Source organism: Nitratireductor thuwali (genome assembly GCF_036621415.1).
Taxonomy (GTDB): domain Bacteria; phylum Pseudomonadota; class Alphaproteobacteria; order Rhizobiales; family Rhizobiaceae; genus Chelativorans; species Chelativorans thuwali.
Genome location: NZ_CP030941.1, coordinates 1,272,970 through 1,298,382, shown reverse-complemented (window position 1 = coordinate 1,298,382; position 25,413 = coordinate 1,272,970). Strand labels below are relative to the sequence as shown.

Annotated in this window: 24 protein-coding genes; 13 read left to right on the top strand and 11 right to left on the bottom strand. The window is 64.4% G+C overall.

Features of this window, described 5'->3' with window-relative positions; genetic code table 11:
• Positions 1-2: 2 nt before the first annotated feature.
• Both flgF and NTH_RS06155 read right to left on the bottom strand, forming a co-directional pair.
• Positions 3-722, bottom strand: coding sequence for a flagellar basal-body rod protein FlgF (gene flgF, locus NTH_RS06160; protein ID WP_338529205.1), 720 nt, complete (start codon positions 720-722; stop codon positions 3-5).
• On the bottom strand, positions 723-1,499 hold the full coding sequence (locus NTH_RS06155; RefSeq protein WP_338529204.1) for a DUF1217 domain-containing protein: 777 nt from the start codon (positions 1,497-1,499) through the stop codon (positions 723-725). It abuts the gene before it with no gap.
• Between the two features lie 153 nt (positions 1,500-1,652).
• Between NTH_RS06155 and motA the strand changes: the two genes are divergently transcribed.
• Genes motA through NTH_RS06125 form a run of 6 tightly spaced genes read left to right on the top strand, consistent with a single transcriptional unit; the run spans position 1,653 to position 6,506 of the window.
• Positions 1,653-2,540, top strand: a complete 888-nt coding sequence (gene motA, locus NTH_RS06150) for a flagellar motor stator protein MotA (RefSeq protein WP_338529203.1) — start codon at positions 1,653-1,655, stop codon at positions 2,538-2,540.
• A 7-nt stretch (positions 2,541-2,547) separates the two neighbouring features.
• Positions 2,548-3,492 (top strand): FliM/FliN family flagellar motor switch protein, encoded by a 945-nt coding sequence (locus NTH_RS06145; RefSeq protein WP_338529202.1) that lies wholly within the window; start codon positions 2,548-2,550, stop codon positions 3,490-3,492.
• Between the two features lie 30 nt (positions 3,493-3,522).
• Entirely contained in the window at positions 3,523-3,882 is a 360-nt protein-coding gene (gene fliN, locus NTH_RS06140) for a flagellar motor switch protein FliN (protein ID WP_338529201.1), read from the top strand.
• Positions 3,883-3,920: 38 nt separating this feature from the next.
• The gene (locus NTH_RS06135) at positions 3,921-4,925 is read left to right on the top strand and encodes a flagellar motor switch protein FliG (protein WP_338529200.1); all 1,005 of its coding nucleotides are present in this window, start codon (positions 3,921-3,923) and stop codon (positions 4,923-4,925) included.
• A gap of 35 nt (positions 4,926-4,960) precedes the next feature.
• Positions 4,961-6,064: a flagellar biosynthesis protein FlhB gene (gene flhB, locus NTH_RS06130; RefSeq protein ID WP_338529199.1), complete on the top strand. Its 1,104-nt coding sequence runs from the start codon at positions 4,961-4,963 to the stop codon at positions 6,062-6,064.
• 1 nt (position 6,065) lies between these two features.
• On the top strand, positions 6,066-6,506 hold the full coding sequence (locus NTH_RS06125) for a hypothetical protein (protein ID WP_338529198.1): 441 nt from the start codon (positions 6,066-6,068) through the stop codon (positions 6,504-6,506).
• A gap of 165 nt (positions 6,507-6,671) precedes the next feature.
• Here the strand turns inward: NTH_RS06125 and NTH_RS06120 are convergent, their stop codons facing one another.
• The 7 genes from NTH_RS06120 to NTH_RS06090 all read right to left on the bottom strand — a co-directional run bounded on the left by NTH_RS06120 (position 6,672) and on the right by NTH_RS06090 (position 13,464).
• A complete protein-coding gene (locus NTH_RS06120) occupies positions 6,672-7,367 on the bottom strand; it encodes a helix-turn-helix transcriptional regulator (RefSeq protein WP_338529197.1) in 696 nt (231 codons plus the stop codon).
• Positions 7,364-8,056, bottom strand: coding sequence for a helix-turn-helix transcriptional regulator (locus NTH_RS06115; RefSeq protein WP_338529196.1), 693 nt, complete (start codon positions 8,054-8,056; stop codon positions 7,364-7,366). The genes NTH_RS06120 and NTH_RS06115 overlap by 4 nt, the downstream gene beginning before the upstream one ends.
• 232 nt (positions 8,057-8,288) lie before the next feature.
• Positions 8,289-9,302 carry an ABC transporter ATP-binding protein gene (locus NTH_RS06110; protein ID WP_338529195.1) on the bottom strand — a complete coding sequence of 338 codons (1,014 nt, stop codon included), beginning with the start codon at positions 9,300-9,302 and terminating at the stop codon, positions 8,289-8,291.
• Between the two features lie 10 nt (positions 9,303-9,312).
• Complete coding sequence (locus NTH_RS06105; protein ID WP_338529194.1) at positions 9,313-10,371, bottom strand: Gfo/Idh/MocA family protein; 1,059 nt, start codon at positions 10,369-10,371, stop codon at positions 9,313-9,315.
• Entirely contained in the window at positions 10,368-11,207 is an 840-nt protein-coding gene (locus NTH_RS06100; RefSeq protein WP_338529193.1) for a carbohydrate ABC transporter permease, read from the bottom strand. The genes NTH_RS06105 and NTH_RS06100 overlap by 4 nt, the downstream gene beginning before the upstream one ends.
• Positions 11,208-11,225: 18 nt before the next feature.
• The gene (locus tag NTH_RS06095; protein WP_338529192.1) at positions 11,226-12,146 is read right to left on the bottom strand and encodes a carbohydrate ABC transporter permease; all 921 of its coding nucleotides are present in this window, start codon (positions 12,144-12,146) and stop codon (positions 11,226-11,228) included.
• Positions 12,147-12,204: 58 nt separating this feature from the next.
• Positions 12,205-13,464 (bottom strand): ABC transporter substrate-binding protein, encoded by a 1,260-nt coding sequence (locus NTH_RS06090; protein WP_338529191.1) that lies wholly within the window; start codon positions 13,462-13,464, stop codon positions 12,205-12,207.
• A gap of 366 nt (positions 13,465-13,830) precedes the next feature.
• On the opposite strand from NTH_RS06090, the gene NTH_RS06085 reads away from it, so the two are divergent.
• Positions 13,831-14,715, top strand: a complete 885-nt coding sequence (locus NTH_RS06085) for a BadF/BadG/BcrA/BcrD ATPase family protein (protein WP_338529190.1) — start codon at positions 13,831-13,833, stop codon at positions 14,713-14,715.
• 9 nt (positions 14,716-14,724) lie between these two features.
• Here the strand turns inward: NTH_RS06085 and NTH_RS06080 are convergent, their stop codons facing one another.
• The gene (locus tag NTH_RS06080) at positions 14,725-16,011 is read right to left on the bottom strand and encodes an NAD(P)/FAD-dependent oxidoreductase (RefSeq protein ID WP_338529189.1); all 1,287 of its coding nucleotides are present in this window, start codon (positions 16,009-16,011) and stop codon (positions 14,725-14,727) included.
• Positions 16,012-16,203: 192 nt separating this feature from the next.
• Here NTH_RS06080 and NTH_RS06075 point away from each other — a divergent pair, with 192 nt between their 5' ends.
• Complete coding sequence (locus NTH_RS06075) at positions 16,204-17,217, top strand: YeiH family protein (protein ID WP_338529188.1); 1,014 nt, start codon at positions 16,204-16,206, stop codon at positions 17,215-17,217.
• Between the two features lie 34 nt (positions 17,218-17,251).
• Here NTH_RS06075 and NTH_RS06070 read toward each other — a convergent pair whose 3' ends face one another.
• A complete protein-coding gene (locus tag NTH_RS06070; RefSeq protein ID WP_338529187.1) occupies positions 17,252-17,533 on the bottom strand; it encodes a hypothetical protein in 282 nt (93 codons plus the stop codon).
• 259 nt (positions 17,534-17,792) lie between these two features.
• Here NTH_RS06070 and NTH_RS23110 point away from each other — a divergent pair, with 259 nt between their 5' ends.
• From NTH_RS23110 to NTH_RS06040, 5 genes are all read left to right on the top strand, one after another.
• Positions 17,793-18,815 (top strand): DUF2793 domain-containing protein, encoded by a 1,023-nt coding sequence (locus tag NTH_RS23110; RefSeq protein ID WP_422392354.1) that lies wholly within the window; start codon positions 17,793-17,795, stop codon positions 18,813-18,815.
• Positions 18,816-18,930: 115 nt separating this feature from the next.
• Positions 18,931-19,761, top strand: a complete 831-nt coding sequence (locus NTH_RS06055; protein WP_338529186.1) for an ImuA family protein — start codon at positions 18,931-18,933, stop codon at positions 19,759-19,761.
• Positions 19,652-21,211 carry a DNA polymerase Y family protein gene (locus tag NTH_RS06050; RefSeq protein WP_338529185.1) on the top strand — a complete coding sequence of 520 codons (1,560 nt, stop codon included), beginning with the start codon at positions 19,652-19,654 and terminating at the stop codon, positions 21,209-21,211. The genes NTH_RS06055 and NTH_RS06050 overlap by 110 nt, the downstream gene beginning before the upstream one ends.
• Complete coding sequence (locus NTH_RS06045; RefSeq protein ID WP_338529184.1) at positions 21,208-24,531, top strand: error-prone DNA polymerase; 3,324 nt, start codon at positions 21,208-21,210, stop codon at positions 24,529-24,531. The genes NTH_RS06050 and NTH_RS06045 overlap by 4 nt, the downstream gene beginning before the upstream one ends.
• Positions 24,532-24,638: 107 nt before the next feature.
• Positions 24,639-25,391 (top strand): FadR/GntR family transcriptional regulator, encoded by a 753-nt coding sequence (locus NTH_RS06040; RefSeq protein ID WP_338529183.1) that lies wholly within the window; start codon positions 24,639-24,641, stop codon positions 25,389-25,391.
• Positions 25,392-25,413: the final 22 nt, after the last annotated feature.

Below are 25,413 nucleotides of genomic sequence, written 5' to 3'. Positions count from 1 at the left end.
CCTCACGAACCCATGGTCTTGATGGCGTCCTTGAGCGCGGTGTCGCTGTCGCGCATCAGCGTCGTCACCTGCTCGAACGCCCGCTGGACCTGGATCAGGCGCATCATCTCGTGAACCGGGTTGACGTTGGACTGCTCGACGAAGCCCTGGGCGATGCCCACGTCAGGCTGGTCCACGACCGGCTGCGGCTGGTTGCCGGGAATGAAGCCGGAATTGCCGTAGCGGACCGAGTTCGGCCCCGGATGGAAGGAGAACAGCCCGATGGCGCCGGCAAGCTGCCCGTTCTGCCGCAAGGTGCCATCGGCGCCGGCCTCGGGCGGCCCCGCAAACGGATCGAGCAGCAGCGGCGCACCGCCGGCGTCGAGCACAGGGTGGCCTTCGAGCGTCACGAGTTCGCCCGTGTCGCGCAGCGTAAAGCGCCCGTCGCGGGTGACGACCGGGCCCGCGGGCGTCTCTATGGCGAACCAGGCATCTCCCTGGACGGCGAAGTCGAAGGGATTGCCCGTCTCCTGCAGCGCGCCGGCCGCGGTGTCGTAGGAATCCTCACCTGTCGAGACGAAGCTCACCGCCTCGTTCGTCAGGCCCGTCAACACATCGTCGAAAGTGACGCCGCCGGCGCGGAAGCCGGCCGTCCCGCTATTGGCCACATTGTCGGCGAGCGTCGTCATCCGGCGCTCCAGCGCCATCTGCGCGGAAAGCGAGACATAAAGTCCGGTCTGCATCTATTTCCTCATCTGGGCGATGGTCAGCAGCATATCGGTGGAGATGCCGAACTCCGCCGGTTGCGCAAAAAGCGCGGCAATCGAGCTGTTCGGCGTGTAGCTGGGATTTTCGATCTCCCACATGGTGGTGAAGCGCTTCAGGAATTCCTCGACCTTCTCCGGATCCTTGAAGTCCGCGATGTCGATGCGGTCCTTGAACATGTCCACCTGCTTGTCGATATCGGCTTGGGCAAGGGCTTGCGGAAAACCCAACGCGGTGCGCACCACCTGGGCCAGGGCCGGATCGGCGAGCACCTCGTAGAAATTCTTGATGCCGCCGGCCTTGCGCTGGAAATAAAGGGCCAGCCGCACGCCTTCGTTCTGCTTGCCGGCGTCTTCTTCCAGCGTCTGGCGGAGATATTTGTCGATCGTGCCGGTCGTGGGGCTGTAGAAGGTGGTCGTCGCCTCGCCGTCGCGGGCGAAATTGAAGGTCTTCACGAAGTCGCGGTAGCGCTTGTCGGACAGGCTGTTGGCGAAGCTTTTCTCGTCATCGATCCCGCCTTCCAGCGCCTTGACCATGAAGGCCTTGGCGTAGGCCATATCCTCCAGCCCATGCGCCTTCATCGCATAGCGGAAGAGGCGTTCGTCGCCGACGAAGTCCTCGATCGTTTTCACATTGCCGATGTTCTCGCGATAATAGTCGGTCTCGCGGTTCACAAGCGGCTGGCTCTCGACGCGATTGAGCGAGCTCGTGATGTCTCTGGAGATCAGCTGGTAGCTGGTAAATGTGTTGATCACGCCACGGCTCCCGCAAGATGGACCGTTCGGAAGCTAGCGGCCGTGCCTTGCGCGAGGCTTTCCCTTCCGTTTCAGCCCCGTCTCCGGCGTTCAAGCCTCACGCAAGCCACGGCGGCTAGGCATGGGACGGCTGAACTCAACCGAGGGCACTTCGTGAGCATTCTGATTGGTCTGATCGTCACATTTGGCTGCGTCATAGGCGGCTTCATGGCCATGGGCGGTCACGTTGACGTGCTGATACAGCCGTGGGAGTTCGTCATCATCTGCGGCGCGGCGATCGGCACCTTTCTGGTCGCCAACCCGATGGGCGTGGTCAAGGACACCGGCACGGCCAGCCTCGAAGCCTTCAGGCAGAAAGTGCCCAAGCAGACGGAATATCTGGAAACGCTGGGCGTGCTGCATGCGCTCATGCGCGAATTGCGGGCCAAGTCCCGCAGCGAGGTCGAGGCGCATATCGACAATCCGGATGAATCGGCGATTTTCCAGGCCTTTCCAACGGTGCTCGCCAACAGGGACCTGACCCATTTCATCTGCGATTACTGCCGCATCATCATCATCGGCAATGCGCGTCCCTTCGAGATCGAGGCGCTGATGGACGAGGAAATCCAGACCATCCGCCGCGACAAGCTCAAGCCGTACCACGCGCTGCAGGGCATGGCCGACGGCCTGCCCGCGCTTGGCATCGTGGCCGCCGTCCTCGGCGTCATCAAGGCCATGGGCGCGCTCGATCAGTCGCCGGAAATCCTGGGCGCGCTGGTGGGGGCGGCGCTTGTGGGAACCTTCGTCGGCATCTTCATGTCCTATGCGGTCGTCGGACCGATCGCCACCAAGATCAAGATCGTTCGCGAGAAGAACAACCGGCTCTACGTCATCGTGAAGCAGACGCTACTGGCCTATATGAATGGGTCGCTGCCGCAGGTCGCGCTCGAATTCGGCCGCAAGACGATCTCCGCCTATGACCGGCCGTCGATCGATGCGGTGGAGCAGAGCACCATGACCCCCGGTGCCGCTGCCGGCGGCATCGAAAAGAAGGCGGCTTGAAGCGAAGATGACGCCGGGCGCTGACAATCCTGAGCTGATGCGCAAGCTGATCGTGGAGCGCCTGGTGGGGGCGACCGGCGATCCGCGGCATGTCGCGGAGGCAGCCAGGGCGACCTCCATGCGCGCTCTTCCCGCCCTGGCGGACATGTTCCGCGAGAAGTTTGCCTCCCCCGTCATGCTCGATGTCGGCGACATCGACATTGTGCGCCTTGCCGAGGTGAAGCCGGACCGCGATGCCTTCGATGCGATCGTCGTCGTGCCGGGAGACCGATCGCGCGACGCCCTGACCATGCGTCTCGACGCGCGGGCGCTATCGTTGCTGGTCGGTGCGTTCTTCGGCGGCGATCCCGACATTCCTCCGCCGCCGCTGGCGCGCGCCCCCTCGCGGATCGAGCTCGATGTCGCCACCATGGTGTTCGAGGCATTCGCGCAGGCCATCAACGGTGCGGGAGCACGTGCGCTCGGCCTGCGACTGCCCATTCCGCAGCCGCTTTCCGGCCCGACCGATTTCAAGCGTTTCGTCGTACGCGACGGACCGGGGGTTCGCGTCACCTTCACCCTGGGCGTCGGCGACGAGATGGGAGAGCTGACGGCCTGGTTGCCGCAGAGGGTGATCCTGGAAACGCGCGCCGTTGCAAAGCCCGATCCGGCAATGGAGCAGGCAAGGGCGGTCGAGTGGCACCATCGCTTCAGTGAGGAAGTGAAGCGCTCGAATGTCGAAATCGAAGCGACCATTCCACTGGCGCGCATGTCGCTGCGCACGCTGGCGGGCCTTCAGGTCGGCCAAATCCTGGAGCTCAGCGATACGGCGCAAACGGAAACGAAGCTCTCGGTGCGCGGCCGCGCGGTGTTCGTCTGCGAGTTCGGCAAGCTGGGCAAGCACTACACCGTGCGGGTACGGCAACCCTTCGATGCGAGACAGGAAGTCATAGACGGGCTGATGGCCGGCTGAGGCCTGCTCTCCCGACAGGAGTGAAAGAGAATGACCAAGACCGATCCGGCGAGCGAACAGGGCAATGACGAGCAGCTCAACAAGGCGATCGAGGAGCTACGGGGCGTCCTCCATGACGGCGCGCAGGGCGCCGGTGCTCATGGTGGCTCGCCCAACGCCGACATGATCATGGGCATACCCGTCGACGTGCAGATCGTGCTCGGCAGCGCCGAGATGCCGGTCTCCGAACTGATGGCGTTGCAGAAGGGGTCGACCGTATCGCTGGACCGGCGCATCGGCGAGCCCGTCGATGTCGTCGTCAACGGGCGACGCATCGCGCGCGGCGAAATTACGCTTCTGGAAAACGATCCCGGCAGGTTCGGCGTGAAGCTGACCGAGATCGCGGGCTGAGTCCCGTTGCGTAGCGGCTTGTCGGGAGAACAACGCTCATGAACCAGCCATTGAAGCTGACCCAGGCGCAGAAAGCGGCGGCTATCCTGGTCGCCATGGGAAAGCCTTCGGCGGGAAGGCTCCTTAAGTTCTTCAAGCAGGAAGAACTCAGAGCGCTGATTGAGGCCGCGCGGCTGCTGCGGACCATTCCGCAGGCGGAGCTTGAAAAGGTCGTGCGCGAGTTCGAAAACGAGTTCACGGTGGGTGCCGGCTTGCTGGATTCGGCCGACAGCATGGACACCATCCTTGCCGAATCGCTTTCGCCCGAAGAGGTCAACATCCTGCTTGGCCGCAGCGAGCCGCCGCCGCCCAGCCTGGAGGAAGTGTGGACCGAGCTCGAGAAGATCGACGCGGAGCGGCTTTCGCATATCCTGCGGGCCGAGCACGACCAGACGGTGGCGGTCATCATGACCAGCCTTGCGCCGCAGGCCGCCTCGCGCGTCTTGGTGCTGCTCGACAAGGCACAGCGTGGGGCCGTGGTGCGCCGCATGGCGACGATGGGACAATTGCCGATTGCCGCCAAGCAGGTGATCGAAAGGCGGGTCGCGGAAATCCTGCGGGCGGAAGCCAACGGCAAGGATGCTTCTGCCGGGCACGCCCGCGTGGCCAGCGTGCTCAACGAGCTCGACAAGGCGCAGGTGGACGAGGTGATGGAGGAGTTGCGCGCCACCGGCTCGGACGACGTCGACGCGATCCGCTCCCGGCTGTTCACCTTCGAGGAACTCGTCAACCTTTCGCAAAGGGCGCGGGTGGCGCTGTTCGACGGTCTGCCGACCGACCAGGTGACGCTGGCCCTGCGCGGCGCGCCGAAGGAACTTGCCGAGGCGGTCCTGTCCGCGCTCGGCGCGCGGTCACGGCGCATGATCGAGTCCGAGCTTGCAGGCGGTGACGACAATGTCTCGGCGGACGATGTCGCCCGCGCCCGCCGCCGCATCGCATCCACCGCGGTCCAACTCGCCCAGGCCGGTAAAATCGAGCTTCAGCCTTCCCAGGAAGCGGCCTGAGCGCTGGTTCCGCCGGCCGACCTGTGGGGATCTGAATGACCGAGAAGCCGGACAAGGAAAGCAAAACCGAAGAGGCGACCGAGAAGAAGATCCGCGATTCGGTGGACAAGGGCCAGTTGCCCTTTTCCAAGGAGGCGCCGGCGCTGGCTTCGTTTCTCGCGATCCTGGTGTTCGCGATTTTCTTCGCGCAGGACAGCGCCGTGCGGCTCGCCGGCTTTCTCGCCATTTTCCTGGAGCGCGCCGACGGATGGTCGCTGGAGACGCAGAGCGATGCGATCGCGCTTTATCGCATCGTGTTCCTGGAGATTTCCAAGGTCGTGGGAACGCTGATGGTGCTTCTGATCGCCGCCGGAATATCCGCATCCGTGCTGCAGAACGTGCCGCGCTTCGTACTCGACCGGGTGCAGCCGAAGATGTCGCGCATATCGCTCAAGGAGGGCTGGACGCGCCTGTTCGGGGCGAAGGGCATGGTAGAGTTCGCCAAGTCGCTAGGGAAGATGCTGATCGCCGGCGCCTTCGTCATCTTCACCTTGCAGGAGGCCCAGACGCGGATGCTCGCCGGCATGGTCACCCACCCCTTTGCGTTCACCGATACCATCCGCGACATCTTCATTCAGATAGTGACCGCGATCACGCTGGTCATGGTGGTGATCGCCGTCGCCGACATCCTTTGGTCGCGCTTCAATTGGCGGCAGGACCTGCGCATGACCCGCCAGGAAGTGAAAGACGAGCAGAAGCAGACAGACGGAGATCCGCTTGTGAAGGCGCGGATGCGTTCCGTCGCCCGCGACCGGGCGCGCCACCGCATGATGTCGGCGGTGCCCCAGGCGACGCTTGTTATCGCCAATCCCACGCATTTCGCCATCGCCATGCGCTATAACCGCGACAAGGATGCAGCGCCGGTGGTGGTGGCCAAGGGGCAGGACCTTATCGCCCTGCGCATCCGGGAGATCGCACAAGCCAACGGCATACCCGTTTTCGAGGAGCCGGCGCTGGCCCGTTCCATGTACAAACAAGTTTCGGTCGATAGCATCATACCGTCACAGTTCTACAAGGCGGTCGCGGAGTTGGTGCGGCGTGTCTATCAGGCTGGGCAGAAGCCGCGACCGAACACCAACTCCATGCTTGAGGCGACATGAGATGAACCGGCAGCCTTTTTCCGCCACCCGCGAAATCATCGTCGCGAATGCCGTTCAGGACGTGGCCAATGAGCTGCGGCTGGTCGAACTGGCCGATTATATCGCCTTCATCCGGCTGGAGAGCATGGCGAGCATCGCCGATATCGTGGAATCGGCGGCAGAACTCTTCTTCATGCCGGGCACGCTGCGGCTCGGGCATGGCTGCGAGGCGCATGTGACGTGGACGGACAGTCCGCGCATTGCGCTCGACCTGGAGTTGCGACCGCAGGGGGCGACAATCTATTTCACGCTGTCGCTCACCGCCTTTCAGGCGGGCGTCGAGGTCAGCTACGTGGCCTTCGACAACCCGTCGGACGATCCCGACCTCAACTCGGTTTTTCTGCAGGAAACGCTGGAAAACTCGCGCATCCGCAAGTCCCTGCCTTCCTGCGTGAACGAGTGATCCGGGCTTTTGGCCTGACGCAATCCCGGGCGGGAACCAGGCTCAGCTTGTCCTGAAGTCACTCTACAGCATCGGCCCGGAAACCGGAACCGTTTTCGGAAAGCACGATGCACAGATTCAAAATCTCAGAGCGTCTTTCGTGCGTCCGCGTGGATGCACGGCGCTCTAAACGATCAGTCCGCCGCGCAAGGCCTTGGCGACGGCCTGGACCCTGTTGACCGCATCCAGCTTCTGGGTGGCGTTGGCGAGGTATTGGTTGGCGGTGTGTACGGAAAGGCCAAGTTTCCTGGCCATATCCTCGCTGGTCAGGCCGTTCGCCGTCAGCTTCAGGCACTGGATTTCCCTGCGGGACAGGGAGGTCGAGCGCCCGTCGCCGCGGCGCAGAGCCTCAGGCAGCGCGGCAAAAGCGCTCAGGCAGCGAAGATGAAGCTCCACCAGGGACGTGGCCGCGGCGCGGAGCTTGCTGCCGGCGACGATGACCAGTCCGCTGCGGTCTGCCTCGTCCGAAAGGCCGAAACCTATTCCCTCGCCGCAGGCCTCGCAGGGCAGGCGCCGCGCGCCCTCGATCCCGGCAAGGGCGGCGGGCAGAGCGCTGTCTGCATCGTCGGCCCACCAGAACAGGCAGATCGCGCCCGCATTTGCGCCGAAGAGGGCGCCCAAGAGGCTTTGCGGCAGCGTGTCCAGAGGCGACGCATGGCCGGGCAGGGCAAGCTCCGGTCTGCGGCTGCGCTGTGCGCCGCCTGTCCTCGTGCGGAACAGGAACAGAGCGCTTGCGCCCAGCTCTGAACGGACCGTTTCCAGCGCTGCCGCCGTCCGTGCGACTGCCTGCGGATCGGCTTCGGCGGCGTCCTGCAGATTCATATCAGCTTCAACCGGATCGCGGTGGCAATCGCCATGGCGCGGTTCTTGGCGTTGAGCTTGTGAATGGCATGCGCCACGTGGCTGTTTATTGTGTTGGCCGTGCAGTCGAGGATCAGGGCGATTTCGCCGGCTGTTTTGCCCTGCGACACCCAGGACAGGCATTCGAGCTCGCGTTCCGAAAGAGTGCTTTGCCGGGACCGGCCGGTTTCGGGCAGAAAACGAGAGAGGGCATAGATGCACGTCATCTGGATATGCGGAAGACGATCGGCGACGATGCGTCCAGGCTTGCCGGAAGACAGCATCAGGTGGAGCCGGTGCTGCGCCGAAGGCAGCGTCAGGATGTAGAATTCCTGGTGGCCGTGATGGGCGAGCCTTGCCAGGCGCGGCTGCTCGGCAAGCGCGGCAAGCCCCAGCGGATGATGGGGCCTCGCAGGAGCGCCCGGCATGGTCGCCGCGCTCGTGCGCACGATGCTTGCAATGTTCCCGGTCCCGGCGTCGGCAACGGCGTCATAGACCCAGTTGCAGGTCAGCACCCTTGCCTCATCACGCCGGCCGGAGGCGTCGATCAGAAGATGGCCGTCGGCACCCGCCAACCGGCGCTGCTCGCCGATGAAAAACGAAAGCGAAGCGCGTGCGGCAGAGCGTTCGCCGGCTCCTGCCTGGGCTCGCTCCGCTGTCTCTGTTGCCATCCGTTTCTCCGCCATCCCGACAGGTCGGTCCGCATGTTCCGGTGTGCCTCTCGCGGGCACCCGCCGAATGCGATGACGCACGTACACGCACAGGACTTTCGGGCTGCATGCCGAACGCGCCGTTCCGCCACGAGTTCGGGAATCGCAATCCGCTCGACGGTTCCGCCCGCCCAATCGGTGCAAAGAATAGGTCGGCGATTTGATTCGCGTCAACGCTGTTCGGGACTGCTCTTCAACCTGCGGGCGGCGTGATGGCGGCGCCGGTGTCGTCGAATCGGTAGAGGCGCGCGCTGTCCGGGCTGGCAAACAGGGTTTCGTCGGGCACGAATTTGTGCTCGCCGAAGAGCCGGACGGTCAGGAACCCCGCCTTCTCGCAGTCCATGTAGACGATCGTGTCGGCGCCCAGATGCTCGACATGCAGAACCGTTCCTTTGAGGTCGCCCCGGCTGCGGTCCACGGTGATGTGTTCGGGGCGCACGCCGACGGTCCTGGCTCCGGTCTGGCCGAGCAGCGCAGCCTCGATGAAGTTCATTCTGGGCGAGCCTATGAAGCCGGCGACGAACATGTTCTGCGGGTTGTTGTAGAGCTCCATCGGCGAGCCGATCTGCTCGACCCGCCCTTCGTTCAGGATGACGATGCGGTCGCCCAGCGTCATAGCCTCCACCTGATCGTGCGTGACGTAGATCATGGTGGCGTTCAGCTTGCGGTGCAGCTTGGCGATCTCGATGCGGGTGTTCACGCGCAGCGCGGCATCGAGATTGGACAAGGGTTCGTCGAAGAGGAACAGCCTCGGATTGCGCACGACGGCACGGCCGATGGCGACGCGCTGGCGCTGCCCGCCCGACAGTTCGGCCGGCCGGCGGTCGAGATAGTCGTCGAGGCCCAGCATCCTGGATGCCGTGGCGATGCGCTCGGCGATCGCATCCTTCGGTCGTCCCGCCTGCTTGAGGCCGAGGCCCATATTGTCGCGCACGGTGAGATGCGGATAGAGCGCATAGCTCTGGAAAACCATGGCTATGCCGCGCTTTGCCGGCGGGACGGTATCGACCTCATCGCCGTCGATCGAGACGGAACCGGCGGACGCATCCTCAAGGCCCGCGATCACGCGCAGCAGCGTTGATTTCCCGCAACCCGACGGCCCGACGAAGATCACGAACTCGCCGTCCTCCACTTCCAGGTCGATGCCCTTGAGGACTTCCACCTGGCCGAAGGACTTGCGGATATTTTCCAGTTTCAGCGAACCCAATTGACGATCCTCAAAGCCTGATTGCGCGACCGGTGCGCACGCTTTCGTCCGCCGCCAGGCAGACCTTCAGCGATTGGACCGCGTCTTCCATGTGCCGGGACAGGTCGACGTCTTCCCGGATCGCCTTCAGCACGAAGGCCTGTTCCCGTTCGCACAGTTCCTGGTGCCCCGGCTCGCCCTCCATGCGCATGAGCTCGTCCGGTTCGGCAAAGCTGCCGTCGGGCTTGCGCGCGGCCTTGTGCAGGCGGATCGTGGCCGTCTTGGTGTGCGTGTCGATGTCATCGGATTTGGCCCCTTCGTCCATGACGATGGAGACGCTGCCTTTGGGCGACATGATGTCCTTAACGAAAAAGGCGGTTTCGGAGATCATCGGACCCCATCCAGCCTCGTACCAGCCGACGGAGCCGTCTTCGAACAGCACCTGCAGATGGCCGTAATTATACATGTCGGGCGCAATCTCGTCGGAAAGCCGAAGCCCCATGCCGCGCACCTCCACCGGCTTCGCATCGGTGATCTGGCACATGACATCGACATAATGCACACCGCAGTCGACGATGGGCGAGGTGGTCTGCATCAGTTGCCGGTGGGTGTTCCAGGTCGGACCGCTCGATTGCTGGTTGAGGTTCATGCGGAAGACATAGGGACCTCCGAGAGCCCGCGCCTCGGCGATGAGCTTCTGCCATGACGGGTGATGGCGCAGGATATAGCCGATGACGAGCTTGCGGCCATTGGCTTTTGCCGCCGCCACCACGCGTTGGGCATCCTTCACGGTCGTTGCCAGCGGCTTTTCCACGAAGACGTGGGCGCCCGCTTCCATCGCGGCGACCGCATAGCCGGCATGGCTGTCGGAGTATGTGTTGACCGAAACCACATCCGGCTTTTCCGCGGCCAGCGCTTCCTCGAAGGAATGGCCGATTGCGTAGCTGGCCAGTTCACCACCCAGCTCGACCGGCGAGCGGTTGACGAGGGCGGCTATCTGGAAACCGGGATTGCGGTGATAGGCCAGCGCGTGGCTGCGGCCCATATTGCCGAGGCCGGCCACCACGACGCGCAGCGGCTTGTCGCTCATTTGACGGCTCCTGCTGTGATTCCGCGGATGAGTTGGCGGGAGAAGATGAGATAGAGAACGAGCACCGGCAGAATAGCCAGCGACAGGGCCGCCAGCACCGCATTCCAGTTGGTCACGAACTGGCCGATGAAGACCTGTGCGCCGAGCGTGATCGTCTTGGTTTCCTCCGACGGAGCCAGGATCAGCGGGAACCACAGATCATTCCAGATGGGGATCATGGTGAACACGGCGACGGTCGCCATGGCCGGCCGCACCAGCGGCAGCACGAGCCGGAAGAAGATCGTGTATTCGGACAGCCCGTCTATGCGGCCGGCGTTCTTGAGGTCGTCGGAGACCTGTTTCATGAACTCCGACAGGATGAAGATGGCAAGCGGCAGGCCCTGGGCCGTGTACACCAGCACGAGCGCGGTCAGCGTGTTCACGAGGCCGCCCGCCACCATCAGCTGCAATATGGCGACGGTGCCGAGCCGGATCGGGATCATGATGCCGAGCGCGAGATAGAGCCCCATCAGCGGATTGCCGCGGAAACGGTATTCGGCAAGCGCGAAAGCGGCCATCGCGCCGAAAAGAAGGACACAGGCGAGCGAAGCCACGGTGACAATGAAGCTGTTCTGGAAATAGAGCAGGAAGTCGCCCTGCTTCAGCACGGTCTCGAAGCCGATGAGCGTGAAGCTGTCGGCGTCGGGCAGCGACAGGGGAGAGCGGAAGATCGCCTGCCGCGACTTGAAGGCGTTGATGATGATCACGATCACCGGGAAGAGCGCGATGGCCGTGTAGAGCAGCAGCACGCCATGGGCTGCGGCCGAGCGGGGGAGGGATGTGCGTGCCTTGCTCATGACGATTTCAAAACCGGCTCAAAACTGGTAGCGGCGCAGCCGCGTCTGGATCATGAAGAGGTAGATGCAGACGCCGACCAGGATGATGAGGAACATCATCGAGGCGATCGTCGCGCCCATGTTCGGGTCGCCGATCTGCAGCTGGAACCCGAAGAAGGTCCGGTAGAGGAACGTGCCCAGGATGTCGGTCGAGAAGTTGGGCCCGGCCATGGCGCCCTGGGTGGCGTAGATCAGGTCGAAGGCGTTGAAATTGCCGACGAAGGTCAGCACCGAGATGATGCCGATGGAGGGCAGGATGAGCGGCAGCTTGATCTTCCAGAACTGGCTCATGCCGGTAATGCCGTCGCATTCGGCCGCCTCAAGCAACTCCTCGGGAATGGAAAGAAGCGCGGCATAGATCAGCATCATCGGAATGCCGATGAACTGCCAGACCGAGATCAGGCCGAGCGTCGTCAGCGCATATTCCTCCTTGCCGAGCCACGGCTCGAACAGGCTCCTGAGGCCGACCATGTCGAGCAGGCTGGGCGCCACGCCCCACAACGGGGAGAGGATCAGCTTCCAGGCGAAGCCGACAATTACGAAGGAAAGGATCGTCGGCACGAAGATCGCCGTGCGGTAGAAGCCGCGCAGCCGCAGACGGGGGTTGGAAAGAAGGGCGGCCAGGAGGATGCCGATCGGGTTCTGCACCGCCATGTGGATGATGAAGAACCAGGTATTGTTCCACAATGCGTTCCAGAAACTGGCCGACCAGCGCGGGTCGAACAGGAGCGTGCGGAAATTGTCGAAACCGACGAAGATCAGCCCGCTTTCGCCGCGGCCGAACAGCGAAAGCTGCAGCGTGCCGAAGAGCGGCAGGATCATCACCGATGTGTAGATCAGGACGGCCGGAGCCAGAAAAACGGCAATATGCCAGCGGACCGGCTTCTTAGCGGCTGCCATGGTTCCCCCGATTGTTCAAATCGGGGGCCGCGCCCGGCGACCCCCGATCGATCGTCCGCTATTGCTGCGGCTCGTACCAGCTTGCCAGGCCTTCCTGCAGGCGCTTGGCCGCTTCCTCGGGCGTTTCGGTGCCGTTGATCACATTGGCGGCCGCGACCCAGGTCTCGTTTTCGAGGTTGGGCGTTCCGCGCGACAGGATCTGGTATGTCGAGCGGATGGTCGGCTCGCACTTCTCGCGCCAGGAAACGAATTCCCTGGCCAGCGGGTCTTCCATCTCGACCGGCGTGGAGGAGAGGCTGAAGAAGCCCGGCAAGGCATTTGCGTAGATCGTGGCGAATTCGTCCGAGGCGACCCAGTTGAGGAAGGTCCTGGCTTCCTCGGGATGCTCCGTATCGGCGTTCATGCCCATGGCGATGTCGGTGTGGTCGGAGATGTAGCAGGTGTCGCCTTCGGCCTGAACCGGCGGCGGGAAAGCGCCCATCTCGAAATCGGCCTGCTCGTTGAAGACGGAGATTTCCCACGAACCGGCGGGATAGATCGCCGCGCGGCCGAGCGTGAACAGGTTCTGGCTGTCGGGATAGGACTGGGCTTCGAAGCCGTCGCCCAGATAGTCACGCCAGCGCGCCAGCGTTTCAAAAGGCGCGACCCATGGCTCGTCGGTCAGCTTCTGCTCGCCCTTGATGAGCGCCAGACGGCCTTCCTCGCCTTTCCAGTAGTTGGGGCCGATATTCTGGTAGCCCATGGTCGCCGCTTCCCATAGATCCTTGGTGCCCATGGCCATCGGGATATAGGTGCCGTCTTCCTTGATCTTGTCGAGCACGGCGAAGAACTCTTCCTCGGTGGCCGGCGGCTCGATGCCGAGTTCCTCGAAGGCGTCCTTGTTGTAGATGAAGCCGTGGATGACCGAGGCCATCGGCACGCAGAAGGTGGCGGAGCCGTCGTCGGTCTGCCAGGCCGACTTGGCGACGTCGGAGAAGTTCCGCATGCCTTCAAGATCGCTGAGGTCGGCAAGCTGGCCCTTCTTGTAGAGTTCCAGCGACGCGTCGAACGGCCGGCAGGTGATGAGGTCGCCGGCCGAGCCCGCCTCGAGCTTGGCGTTGAGCGCGGCGTTGTATTCGGTCGGTGCCGAAGGCGAGAACTCGACATTGATGCCCGGATGCTGGGCTTCGAAGGCGGGGATCAGTTTCTCCTGCCAGATCGCCAAATCGTCGTTGCGCCAGCTCTCGATGGTCAGCGTCACGTCCTGGGCCTGGGCCGCGCCGGACATGCCGAGCACGGTGGAGGCCATGAGTAGAATCGATAGATGCGCCCGTTTCATTCTTCATTCTCCCTATTGGGCGTCTGGGACGCCCGTTCCCGTCTGAAACCGTCCCGTGACAGGGGGCGGACATGTCGTTCAGCGTATACCCTGGCCGTCAAAATACAATTGGCGGAACGTGCCCTCTGGCCCTTCGCCCGGACTGTCGGCTATGTTCTTTTCCCGCTGACGATTTTCCCCCGCTCCCGGCGCGAATGGCTGACGCCTATTCAGGTCATTGGACAGAACCAAGTCAATACCATTTTTTCTGGAGAATCCAGACTGAAATTTTTATTCATGATAAACAGTGCTTTGTTTTGAAGCCAGCAGGACGGCATCTCGTAGTGGCCTGCTATTGGTATCTGTACGAGTTGCATGGAGGGAGATTTGCGATACCTGGTGGCGGTAGACGGGGGAGGGACGGGATGCCGCGCGCGCATCGCCGATCCCTCGGGCGCCGTGATTGGCAGCGGCCAAAGCGGGCCTGCCAATGCGATGACGGATCCCGACAGGGCCGCCTTCAACGTGATCGAAGCAGCCGAACTGGCCGCCGGGGCGGCGGGCCTCGCGCCCGATGCGCTGTCGGACGCGAAAGCGGTGATCGGGCTGGCCGGGGTCAATGTCGGCGATTATGGCGAACGGCTTCGCCGCCGTCTGCCATTCGCCGAGAGCATGGTGCTCTGGGATGCGGAGATCGCGGTTCGCGGCGCGCTCGGCCCGCATGACGGTGCTGCGGCGATCGTCGGCACCGGCTCGGTCTTCGGCGCACGCGACGGCAATGCGGTGCGCCTTGTCGGCGGATGGGGCTTTCTCATCGGCGATCAGGCGAGCGGGGCACGGCTCGGCCGCGCCCTTCTGGAGCGCACGCTCCTTGCCCATGACGGCGTGGGCTCCGGCTCCGCGCTGACCGATGCGGTCCTGAAGCGTTTCGATGGCGAGGCGCAGGAGATCGTCTCCTTCGCCCATTCCGTCAAACCTTCCGAATTCGCGGCCTTCGCCCCACAGATATTCCAGGCGGCGGAGGCCGGCGATCCGATAGCGCTTGAAATCGTCGGTGAAGGTGTGGCCGCCATCGAGGCGTCGCTGAGGGCGGTGATGCCGCGCGATTGCCGCCGCATATGCATGCTGGGCGGCCTTGCCGCGCCCTATACCCCATTTCTGGCCGAAAGTCTCAAGGCCATGCTGCATCCCGCGCAAGGCAGCGCGCTGGACGGCGCGATGGCAATTGCGGTGGAGCGGTTTACCGGCGCATGGAGCGCGGCCCGGTCTTGAGCTGCGCCCTTACCCGAGCATCCGCATCAGGTGGATCGCCTGCGCGCCCCACTCTATGCCCGCCTCTCGTATCGCCCGCAGGCGCTGCGGCACGGGCAAGGTGACCGGGAGCGGAAGGTCGCTTTCGCCGATCCTGCCGCCGATATGTTCGGCCAGGATCTTGCCGAACGCCGTGCCCGGCGCGATGCCCCGGCCATTATAGCCGCTGAAGCCGACGATGCGGCGGTCGAGGCGATGGAACTTCGGGAGGTGATCGTCGGTCATGCCGATCATACCGTGCCATCCCTGCTGAAAGCCGACATCTTTCAGCATGGGGAACATGCGCGTCATGGCGCGCCGCGCCCAGGCCTGATGAACGGACCTGCCCGTGCCCGAAAGCGCGCCGACGCTGCCAAGCACCAGGCGGCCGCTGCGATCCAGACGGAAGGACGTGAGCACCTTGTTGGTGTCCCAGGCGCCCTGCCTTTCGGGCAGGATGGCCGGCAGCGCCTCCGGGGGAAGCGGCTCGGTGGCGAAATTGAAATAGGGCAGGTGCACGAGTTCCTCGCGCAGTTGCGGCCAAAGACGGGTGGTATAGGCGTTGGTGGCGGCGATGACCCAGTCCGCCGCGATGCTGCCCCCCGCCGTGACGGCCCGCCAACGGTTGCCGTCCTCTTCCACGCGCTCGACCGGTGAACGGGTGAATATCCCGGCACCTGCCGTCAATGCAGCCGCCGCCAGTCCGCGTGCATAGCCAAGCGGCTGGATCGTGCCGGCGCGTTCGTCGAGCAGGGCACCCGAAAAGACCTCCGTGCCCGTCTTGTCGGCGGTTTCACGCGCCGAGAGCAAGCGCACCGGCGCACCGCGGCGGCACCATTGCCCGGCGCGGATTTCGAGCTGGCGCAGGCCCGCCCGGCCAGCGGCGCAATGAAGCGTGCCGGTGCTGACCGCCTCGCAGTCCATGGCGTGCTTCTTCGCCAGGGCGAAAACCAGTTTCGGCGCGTCGCCCAGGAGTTCCAGCAGGCGTTCCCCATAGGGTTCGCCGAGCGTCGCCGGCAGGTCGTCGGGAAGGACCCACATGCCCGCATTGACCAGGCCAACATTCCGTCCCGACCCGCCATGGCCGATCTCGTGCGCTTCGAGCACCGCCACCCTTGCGCCTGCTTCCGCCAGGTGCAGTGCCGCCGAAAGTCCGGTGAAGCCGCCGCCGACGACGACGACGTCGGCTTGCAGGTCACCTGTCAGGGAGGCGGTTGGCGCTGGTGCGGGGGCAGTTGCCGCCCAAAGACTGTCAGCGGCTTGGTCGAGCTTCGTCATACATGCTCCGGCTGAAAAAGATTGCGGCGGCTCCGGCATCTTCATCAGAGGGCCGGCCGCAGCGTCAAGAGGCGCGCGGGATGAAGATCGGCGGCAAGTGGTTTTCCATTTAGCGGTGGCTGTGCCAATTGCCGGGGCTGTCGGGACGTGCATTCCTGTCGATGATCAGCGTGACGTAAAGGATTTCCAACCTTGGCCCAGCCGACCCATTCCATCGCCGGCGTGAAATCAGCCTTTCCGGGACTGCTGGTCTGCCTGGTCATTGCCGCCGCCGCGCAGTTCCTGGCGGATCACTATGGCGCGCCGCAAATGCTGTTCGCCCTGCTCATCGGCATGGCGGTGCATTTTCTAGCCGATGACGTGAAGACGGCGCCAGGGATCGGATTTGCGTCGAGCACGGTGCTGCGTGTCGGCGTCGCGCTTTTGGGGCTGCGCATCACGCTCGATCAGATTTCCGGACTTGGCGCGTTCGCCGTCGTGTGGGTGGCGCTCGGCGTTCTCGTCACCATCCTGTTCGGCTATGCGCTCGGCCGCTTCACGCGCGCCGGCCGCCGGCTCGGCGTCTTGAGCGGCGCCTCCGTCGGCATCTGCGGCGCTTCCGCCGCGCTGGCCGTGGCGGCGATCATGCCGCGCGACAAGGATCATGAGCGCAACACGATATTCGTCGTCATCACCGTTACCACTCTTTCCACCATATCGATGATTGCCTATCCGATCCTGGCGCAGGCCCTGGGCCTGTCCGACAACGAGGCCGGGCTGTTTCTCGGCGGCACGATCCACGATGTGGCGCAGGTGGTCGGGGCGGGCTACTCGGTCTCCGAGGAGACAGGCAATGTCTCGACGGTAGTCAAGCTGTTCCGCGTCGTGCTGCTTGTCCCCGTGGTGCTGGTGCTGGGCTTCGTCTGGCGGCAAAGCGGGGGCGTTGCGGCTGGCGCCGGCAGATTGCCGCGCCTGCCGCTGCCGGGCTTCGTGATCGGCTTCGTCGCGCTGGTGCTCCTCAACAGCTTCATGCCGCTGCCCGAAGCCGTGAACGCCGTCCTAGTCGACGCATCGCGCTGGTGCCTGGTCACCGCCATCGCCGCGCTTGGCGTCAAGACCTCGCTGCAATCGCTCGGCGAGGTCGGTGTTCTGCCGGCCCTGATGATCGTGCTGGAAACGGTGCTGCTGGCGGCCTGGGTGCTGGCAGGCCTTGCCTATCTCGGTTGAATGCCTTGCGCCTCACGCGATGGACATCGAGAGATCAGCATAGCTGCGGGCTGCCGGGCCGCGAAACGGCGCGAACGGAATAGGAGCCCATGGCCGCGCGCTCCATGGCCTGCGCGGCCTCCCGCCCGCATGCATAGAATGTGCGCCCGCAGGCGCGGAAAATGATCGCGGCTTCGCCACAGGTCTCCGGAGCGGCGTCGAAAGCATAGAATGCCGACAGCCGATAATTCTTCTTGAAGATCGATATCTCGAACTTTTCCGCCGACGATGCAGCGGTGCTCAGGAAAAGTGCCAGACAGGCCAACAGCAGTCTCATACAACCCGTTCCTTCGGCTCGACCAAAGCTGCATAGCAAGCCTGCGGCTATATACAGAAGATTTTCGCCATTGCACGTGTTTTCGCTGCCGGTAGCGCACGGGCGGCGGCTTTGGTAGCGCGTCTTTGCCCTGATTTATCCACGGTCTTCCGGGCGGCGGTATTCTTCCTCCTGCGCAACTCAAGCAGGATAGCTGACCATGCAAAACTCTCCCTCTCTTTTACTCCCCTACATACTTCCATCGCAGGCTCAGAAGCACGTGACCCACAATGAGGCGGTGCGGATGCTCGATGCGCTGGTGCAGGCGAACGCCGCCAGCGATACGTTGGCGGCGCCGCCGGCCGAGCCGGCCGAAGGCGAATCCTATATCGTGGCCGGCCCGGCTTCGGGCGCGTGGGCCGGACGGGAAGGTGATCTGGCCGCCTATCAGGATGGGGCGTGGGCTTTCTTCGCGCCCTCGGCGGGCTGGCGCGTTTGGGTGCAGGACGCGGCGCGACTGCGCGTTTTCGACGGTTCGGCGTGGATCGATATTTTCGAGCGGGTGGAGACGCTGGGAATTTCGGCCGATGCCGATGCAACCAACCGGCTTGCCGTCTCCTCGCCGGCGACGCTGCTCAACAATGCCGGCGCCGGGCATCAGCTCAAGATCAACAAGAACGCGGCCGGCGATACCGCCAGCCTCCTGTTCCAGACCGGCTGGTCCGGCCGGGCCGAGATGGGAACTGCCGGCAGCGACGATTTTTCGGTGAAGGTGAGCCCGGACGGCGCGGCTTGGGGCACGGCGCTGGCCGTTCACACCGACAGTTCGGTTCGTTTCCCCGGCATAGGAACGACCGCGAACGCGGCCAACGCCTATCTCGACAGCGCCGATGGGCACAACCTTTTGCGGGTGACGTCGAGCGCCCGCTACAAGACGGACGTCCAGGCGCTGGAGATATCGCGGGCAATGGCGCTGATGGGGGTCAAGCCCGTGCGTTACCGCTCGCTGGCCGCTTCCGACAATCCGGGCTGGAGCTGGTACGGCTTCATCGCGGAGGAGGTGGCGGAGATCGACCCGCGCATGGTGCATTGGGGCTATGGGCCGGACGATTACGAGACGATCGAAACCACGGACCAGGACGGTGGGGCGAGGGCGGAGCGGCGGCTTAGGCCGGGCGCGGAGCTGAAACCGCAAAGCGTGGCCTATGACCGTTTCGCGGTGATCCACCAGGCCGTGCTCGATCATGTGCTGCAAAGGCTCGATGCCCTTGAAGGCGTTGCCGCTTCACAGCCGGGGGCATGATTGCGGCAGGGGGCGGGCTTCGACCCGCTCCCTGCTGTCCGGCTTATGGAGGGGAAAGGAGCCGTTGACTCTCGGTTTCTCCTGAGTCTTAATGGAACAAAATAGGAACATAGCCATGGATGCGAGACGCCATATCCATGCGCTGCGGAAGGTTATCGATGCCGTCCAACCCGCCGTGCCCGCAAGCGCGGAGAGCCGGTTTGCGCTTGGCGCGAACGGGCCGGACAGGGCGTTGGGCGGCGGGCTTCAACGCGGCGCGTTGCACGAGATTATCGCTGCCGGCCAGCCCGATGCGGCTGCGGCGGCGGGGTTTTGCGCGGGCCTGTGCATAAGCGCCACCCGGCGAGCCCATGGCGCCGGCGCCAGGGCACCGGCTGCGGCGCGCCGGCACGGGGTCGTGTGGATCAGGCAGGTCTATGGCGAGATGGAATCCGGCAAGCTTTATCCGCATGGCCTGCGCGAAATGGGCATGCCGCCGGGCCGGCTCATCCATATCCGGCTCAAGGATGCGACCGAGATCCTGCGTGCCGGCATGGAGGCGATCGGCTGCAAGGCGCTTGGCGCGGTGGTCGTCGAAATACCGGGCAGCCCGAAGATACTCGACCTGACTGCCACGCGCCGATTGTCGCTGGCAGCGGAAAAAAGCGGCGTGCCGGTGTTTCTCCTGCGGATTTGCCCGCAGGCGGAAGGGAGCGCGGCGACGACCCGGTGGCAAATCCGTTCCGCCCCCTCGCGCGCCCTTGAAGCCAACGCCCCGGGCCTGGCGGCCTTCGACATCGCGCTTTTACGCCACCGCGCCGGATCGGCCGGCCAGCGCTGGCGACTGGAGTGGGACCGTGACGCACAGCTTTTCAGGGAACCGGCGCTATCTCGCCCTGTGGTTTCCCTATCTCCCGACCGACCGGCTACATCGTCTGGCAAGGAAGAATGGCGCCGCGCCGGGTGAACGGCCGACGGTGGTGACGACGCGCCACAACAACGCGATGCGGGTGGCCGCCGTGGACCGCCGCGCGGCATCGCTTGGATTGAAGGCGGGCCTTGCGCTGGCGGATGCGCGCGCGCGGGTGCCGGATATCGACGCCCACGAACACCAGCCGGAGGCGGTTCAGGCCCTTCTTGCCCATGTCGCCGACTGGTGCGATCGCTATACGCCCGTGGTCGCCGAGGATTTGCCGGATGGCCTGACGCTGGAGATTTCCGGATCGGCCCATCTTTTCGGAGGCGAGGCCGCGCTGATGGCCGATCTGCGCAGCCGCCTGAAAGGCTTCGGCCTTTCGGTCCGGACGGTGATCGCCAGCACCACGGATTGCGCCCGCACCCTGGCGCGCTTCGGCGGGCAGGGCCTTGTCGCCAGGGGAGAGGAAAAACGGGCTTGCGCGTCTCTTCCCGTCGGCGCTCTGCAACTCGATCAGGACAGGATGGTCGCCCTGCGGCGCGCCGGCCTTGCCAGGATCGCCGATCTGGCTGAACGTCCCCGCAAGCCGCTGGCCGCCCGCTTCGGCGTCGACATGATCGAGCGGCTTTCCGGCATTCTGGGAGAGGTTGACCGGCCCCTTTCGCCCCGCCGCCCGATACCCGAGTTCAGCGCCGAGCAGCGCTTTGCCGATCCCATCGGGCTTGCCGAAGACATTGCCGCCGCTTTCGACGCACTTTCGCGCGATCTGTGCGAGACCCTTGAGAAATATGGAAAGGGCGGGCGCCGGTTCGAGGCGGTCTTCTTCCGCGCCGATGGGGCGACCCGGCGCATCCAGGCGCTTTCCGGGCGTCCCCTGCGCGACCGGACGGCGCTCAAGCGTCTCTTCACGACGCGCCTCGAAGCGCTGGCCGATCCGCTCGATCCCGGTTTCGGCTTCGACATGATAAGGCTGTCGGCATTCGGGATGGAGGAGGCCGCGCCGGCGCAGGTCCATTTCGAACGCGAGCACGCCGAAGAGGAGGCGGTCGCCGATCTCATCGACAGGCTGACGGCGCGCTACGGACCCGCTGCGGTCGAGTGTTTCCTGCCGGAAGAAAGCCATGTTCCCGAACGCGCTGCGCGCCATGTGCCGGCGATTTCCGCTATGCCGTGGAAAAGCGGATGGCCCGAGGCTTTACCCGGCGAGCCGCCGCTGCGCCCGCTCCTGATGCTCTGCCCCGCCCAGCCGGTCGAGACGGTGGCCATGGTGCCCGACGGTCCGCCGCTCAGGTTTCGCTGGCGCCGGGTGCTGCACGAGATCGCCCGCGCGGAAGGGCCCGAGCGCATCGCGCCGGAATGGTGGCGGAAGGAGCCGGGCCAGACTCGCGACTACTACCGTGTCGAGGATACGCAGGGCCATCGCTTCTGGCTGTTTCGCTGCGGCCTTTACGGGCGGGAGGTCGGAGAAATCCGCTGGTATATCCATGGGTTGTTCGCATGAAGGGCTATGGCGAACTGGCGGCGGCGACGAATTTCTCCTTCCTGCGCGGGGCTTCCCATCCGCAGGAGATGGTGCTGGCGGCGCTGCTTCTGGGCCATACCGGCATCGGCATTGCGGACCGGAACACGGTGGCCGGCGTGGTCCGGGCCTATGGCGCGCTCGAGGATCTGAAGGGCGGGGAACTGCCCGCGGAAAAGATGCGCGAAGGCTCGGGTCCCGGTGAATATGTCTGGATCGAGCATCCGGACAGCGAGGCCTTTCCGTTCACGCTGGAGGCGGTGCGGGAGAGGGCCCGCCGGTTCAAGCTTGCCGTCGGCGCCCGCCTCGTCTTTTGCGACGGCACGCCGGATATCCTCGCCTATCCGGAGAACAGGGAAGGGTGGGCAACGCTCTGCCGTCTTTTGACGCTCGGCAATCTTCGGGCGGAGAAGGCGGACTGCATCCTGCGCCTCGACGATCTTCTTTCCCATTGCCGCTCGCTGCTGCTTGCCGTCATGCCGGGGCTGGACATTGAGGGCATGGGCGGGCTCCTGAAAAATCTGGGAGACGCGGCGCCGGGCGCGGTTTGGCTTGCAGCGCCGATGCTTCACCAAGGTGGCGACCGGCGGCGGCTGGCGCGGCTGAAGGCCGTTGCGGGATCGGCCGGCGTGCCGCTTCTGGCCGTCAACGACGCGCTCTACCACGCTGCCGAGCAGCGCGATCTCCAGGACATCCTGACCTGCATTCGGGAGGGAACAACCATCGAAAGCGCCGGCCGGCTCCTTCTTGCCAATGCCGAACGCCATCTCAAGACCCCCGAGGAAATGGTCCGGCTTTTCCGCGATTGTCCCGAAGCGATCGCGGAGACGCAATATCTGTTGCAGCGCGTCGATTTTTCGCTGGGCGAACTCAAATACGAGTATCCGGACGAGCCGATACCCCCCGGCCGGACACCGGAGGACTGGCTTGAGGAACTGACCTGGCGGCGGGCGGAGATGCGCTATCCGCAAGGCATTCCCGACAAAGTGAGGCGGCTCCTGAAGGAAGAACTCGCCCTCATCGGCAAGCTTGAATATGCGCGCTATTTCCTCACGATCTACGACATCGTCCAGTTTGCCGAGAACAACGGGATTCTATGCCAGGGGCGCGGCTCTGCGGCCAATTCGGCGGTGTGCTATGCGCTCGGCATCACCGCCGTCGATCCGGCCGAGCACGAGCTTCTCTTTGCCCGCTTCATTTCCGACGAGCGCAAGGAGCCGCCCGATATCGACGTCGATTTCGAGCATGAGCGGCGCGAGGAGGTGATCCAGTATATCTATCGCCGTTACGGCCGGCACCGCGCCGGCATCGCCGCCACCGTCATTCATTACCGGCCCAAGAGCGCCATCCGCGAGGTCGGCAAGGCGCTGGGGCTGAGCGAGGACGTGACGGCGCGGATCGCCGGCACCGTATGGGGAAGCTGGGGGAGCGATACGCTGCCGGACAACCGTATCAGCGAGGCAGGGCTCGACCCCGCCAACCCGGCCATCCGCCGGGCGGCGGATTTCGCCGCAAGGCTTCTTGGCTTTCCCCGCCATCTTTCCCAGCATGTCGGCGGCTTCGTGCTGGCGCGCGGCAGGCTCGACGAGATGGTGCCGATCGGCAATGCCGCCATGGAAGAGCGCACCTTCATCGAGTGGGACAAGGACGATATCGACCGGCTCGGCATGATGAAGGTGGATGTCCTGGCGCTCGGCATGCTGACCTGCATCCGCAAGGCGTTCGACCTGATCCAGGCCCATTACGGCCGGTCGCTCGATCTCGCCACGGTCGAGCAGGAAGACCGGGAAGTCTATCGGATGCTGCAGCGCGGCGATTCCATCGGCGTCTTTCAGGTGGAAAGCCGGGCCCAGATCAACATGCTGCCGCGCCTGAAACCGAAAACTTTTTATGATCTGGTCATCCAGGTGGCGATCGTGCGGCCCGGCCCCATCCAGGGCGATATGGTTCATCCCTATCTGCGCCGGCGGGATGGGGATGAGCCGGATTATCCTTCGCCCGCGCCACCGCACGACCCGGACGAGTTGCGCAATGTCCTGATACGGACGCTGGGCGTTCCCCTGTTCCAGGAACAGGCAATGAAGATCGCCATGGTGGCAGCGGAGTTTTCCGACGCGGAAGCCAATCAGCTTCGCAAGGCGATGGCCACCTTCCGCAACAACGGCACCATCGGAAAATTCGAGAAAATGATGGTGGAGCGGATGGTCCAGCGCGGCTACAAGCGCGAGTTCGCCGAACGCTGCTTCAATCAGATCAAGGGTTTCGGCGAATATGGCTTTCCCGAAAGTCACGCCGCATCCTTCGCCAAGCTCGTCTATGTCTCGTCCTGGATCAAGTGCCATCATCCGGAGGTCTTTGCCTGCGCGCTCCTGAATTCCCAGCCCATGGGATTTTATGCGCCCGCCCAGATCGTCCGCGACGCGCGGGAGCATGATGTCGAGGTGCGGGCGGTCGACATCAATGAAAGCGCCCTCGACAACACGCTGGAGCCGCGCGGCGGCGGGCCTTGCGCATTGCGCCTCGGCTTCCGGCAGATCGACGGGTTCCACGACGACTGGGCCGGCAAGCTGACCGCCTTGCGGGGCGGCGGCTATGAAAGCGTCGAGGATCTGTGGCGCCGCACCCGCCTGCCGCACCGGGCGCTGCGGCTTCTGGCGGATGCCGATGCGATGCGGTCTGTCGGGCTCGACCGGCGGGAGGCGCTTTGGCAGGTCAGGCGCCTGCCCGACGACGCGCCGCTGCCGCTTTTCGCCGCCGCCGACGAGCGGGAATTGGCAAGCGAAGAAGATGTGAGACTGCCCGACATGGCGCTGTCGGAGCATGTGGTCGCCGATTACCAGACGATCCGGCTTTCGCTGAAGGCCCATCCGATGCAGTTCCTGCGGTCGTTTTTCGAGCGCGAGGGCATCGTCAGTTGCGCGGGCCTGTCGGCTCTTCCCGATGGCGCCTGGGCGCGTGTCGCGGGCATCGTCCTGGTGCGCCAGCGGCCGGGCAACGGCAAGGCCATCTTCATGACGCTGGAGGACGAGACGGGCATTGCCAACGCGCTCATCTGGGCGCGCCGTTTCGAGCGTTATCGCCGGCCGATCATGTCTGCGCGGCTGGCGCTGGTGGAAGGACGGGTGCAAAAAAGCAAGCAAAACGTGGTGCACCTGATGGCAACCGCCGTCCATGACAGGACGGGCGAGCTCGACCGGCTGTCGGCCGTAGACGCCGGCGAGGCGCCGACCCCCCAGCCGGCAAACCGCCACGGCCACCCGCGCAATGTGCGCGTCATGCCGAAATCGCGGGACTTTCATTGATAGTCATCATATCACTTGCGCTCTTCTCGCCATAGTCTAAGAATCGCGCTGATGGCCGGCAGGCGCCGGCACACCGTTCGGGTCCAGGCAAGGAGCATCGAAGGCAAATGGAAGCTGCCGTATCGAAACGGGCAAGGAAAAGCCTTTCAGCCGGGGTCGCGGAAGCGCTTCGCGAGGAAATCTCCGGCGCCATCTACCGGGTCGGCGACAAATTGCCGACGGAGCCCGAGCTTGTCGACCGCTTCGGCGTCAGCCGGACCGTCATACGCGAGGCGATTGCCGCGTTGCGCGCCGACGGGCTGGTGGAATCCCGCCATGGTGTCGGCGTCTTCGTGGTCGACCCGCCCAGCACGGTTCCGGGCCTGCAGTTGCTGACCCGGATCAACAAGAAGATATCCGATATCATTGAAGAGCTTGAACTTCGTGCTTCCGTCGAGATCGAGGCGGCCGGCCTTGCGGCGGAGCGCTGCTCTCCCGCCCAGGAAGCGGAGATCCAGGCGCAGCTCGAGGCATTCGGAAGGCTGATGTCGGCAGGCGCGCCGACCGAGCAGGCTGATTTCGAGTTTCATATGGCGATCGCGCGGGCGACCAATAATGCGCGTTTCGAGGAGTTCCTGGCCCATCTCGGGCGCCGCACGATCCCGCGCTCCAAGCTGAAGGATTTCGGCCCGGCGAACGATCTGCGGGCCAATCGCGACGCGCAGCTTCATGGCGAGCATCTGGCCGTCGCCGAGGCCATCTATGCCCGTGATCCCGAGGCTGCGCGGGATGCCATGCGCGTGCATCTGGGCGGCTCTCTCCAGCGCTATCGCGTGCTCAGCCGGCCCATCAATGCGCCGGAGGGGGAGAAGTCATCTTGACGAGTGGAGCCAAGTCATCATA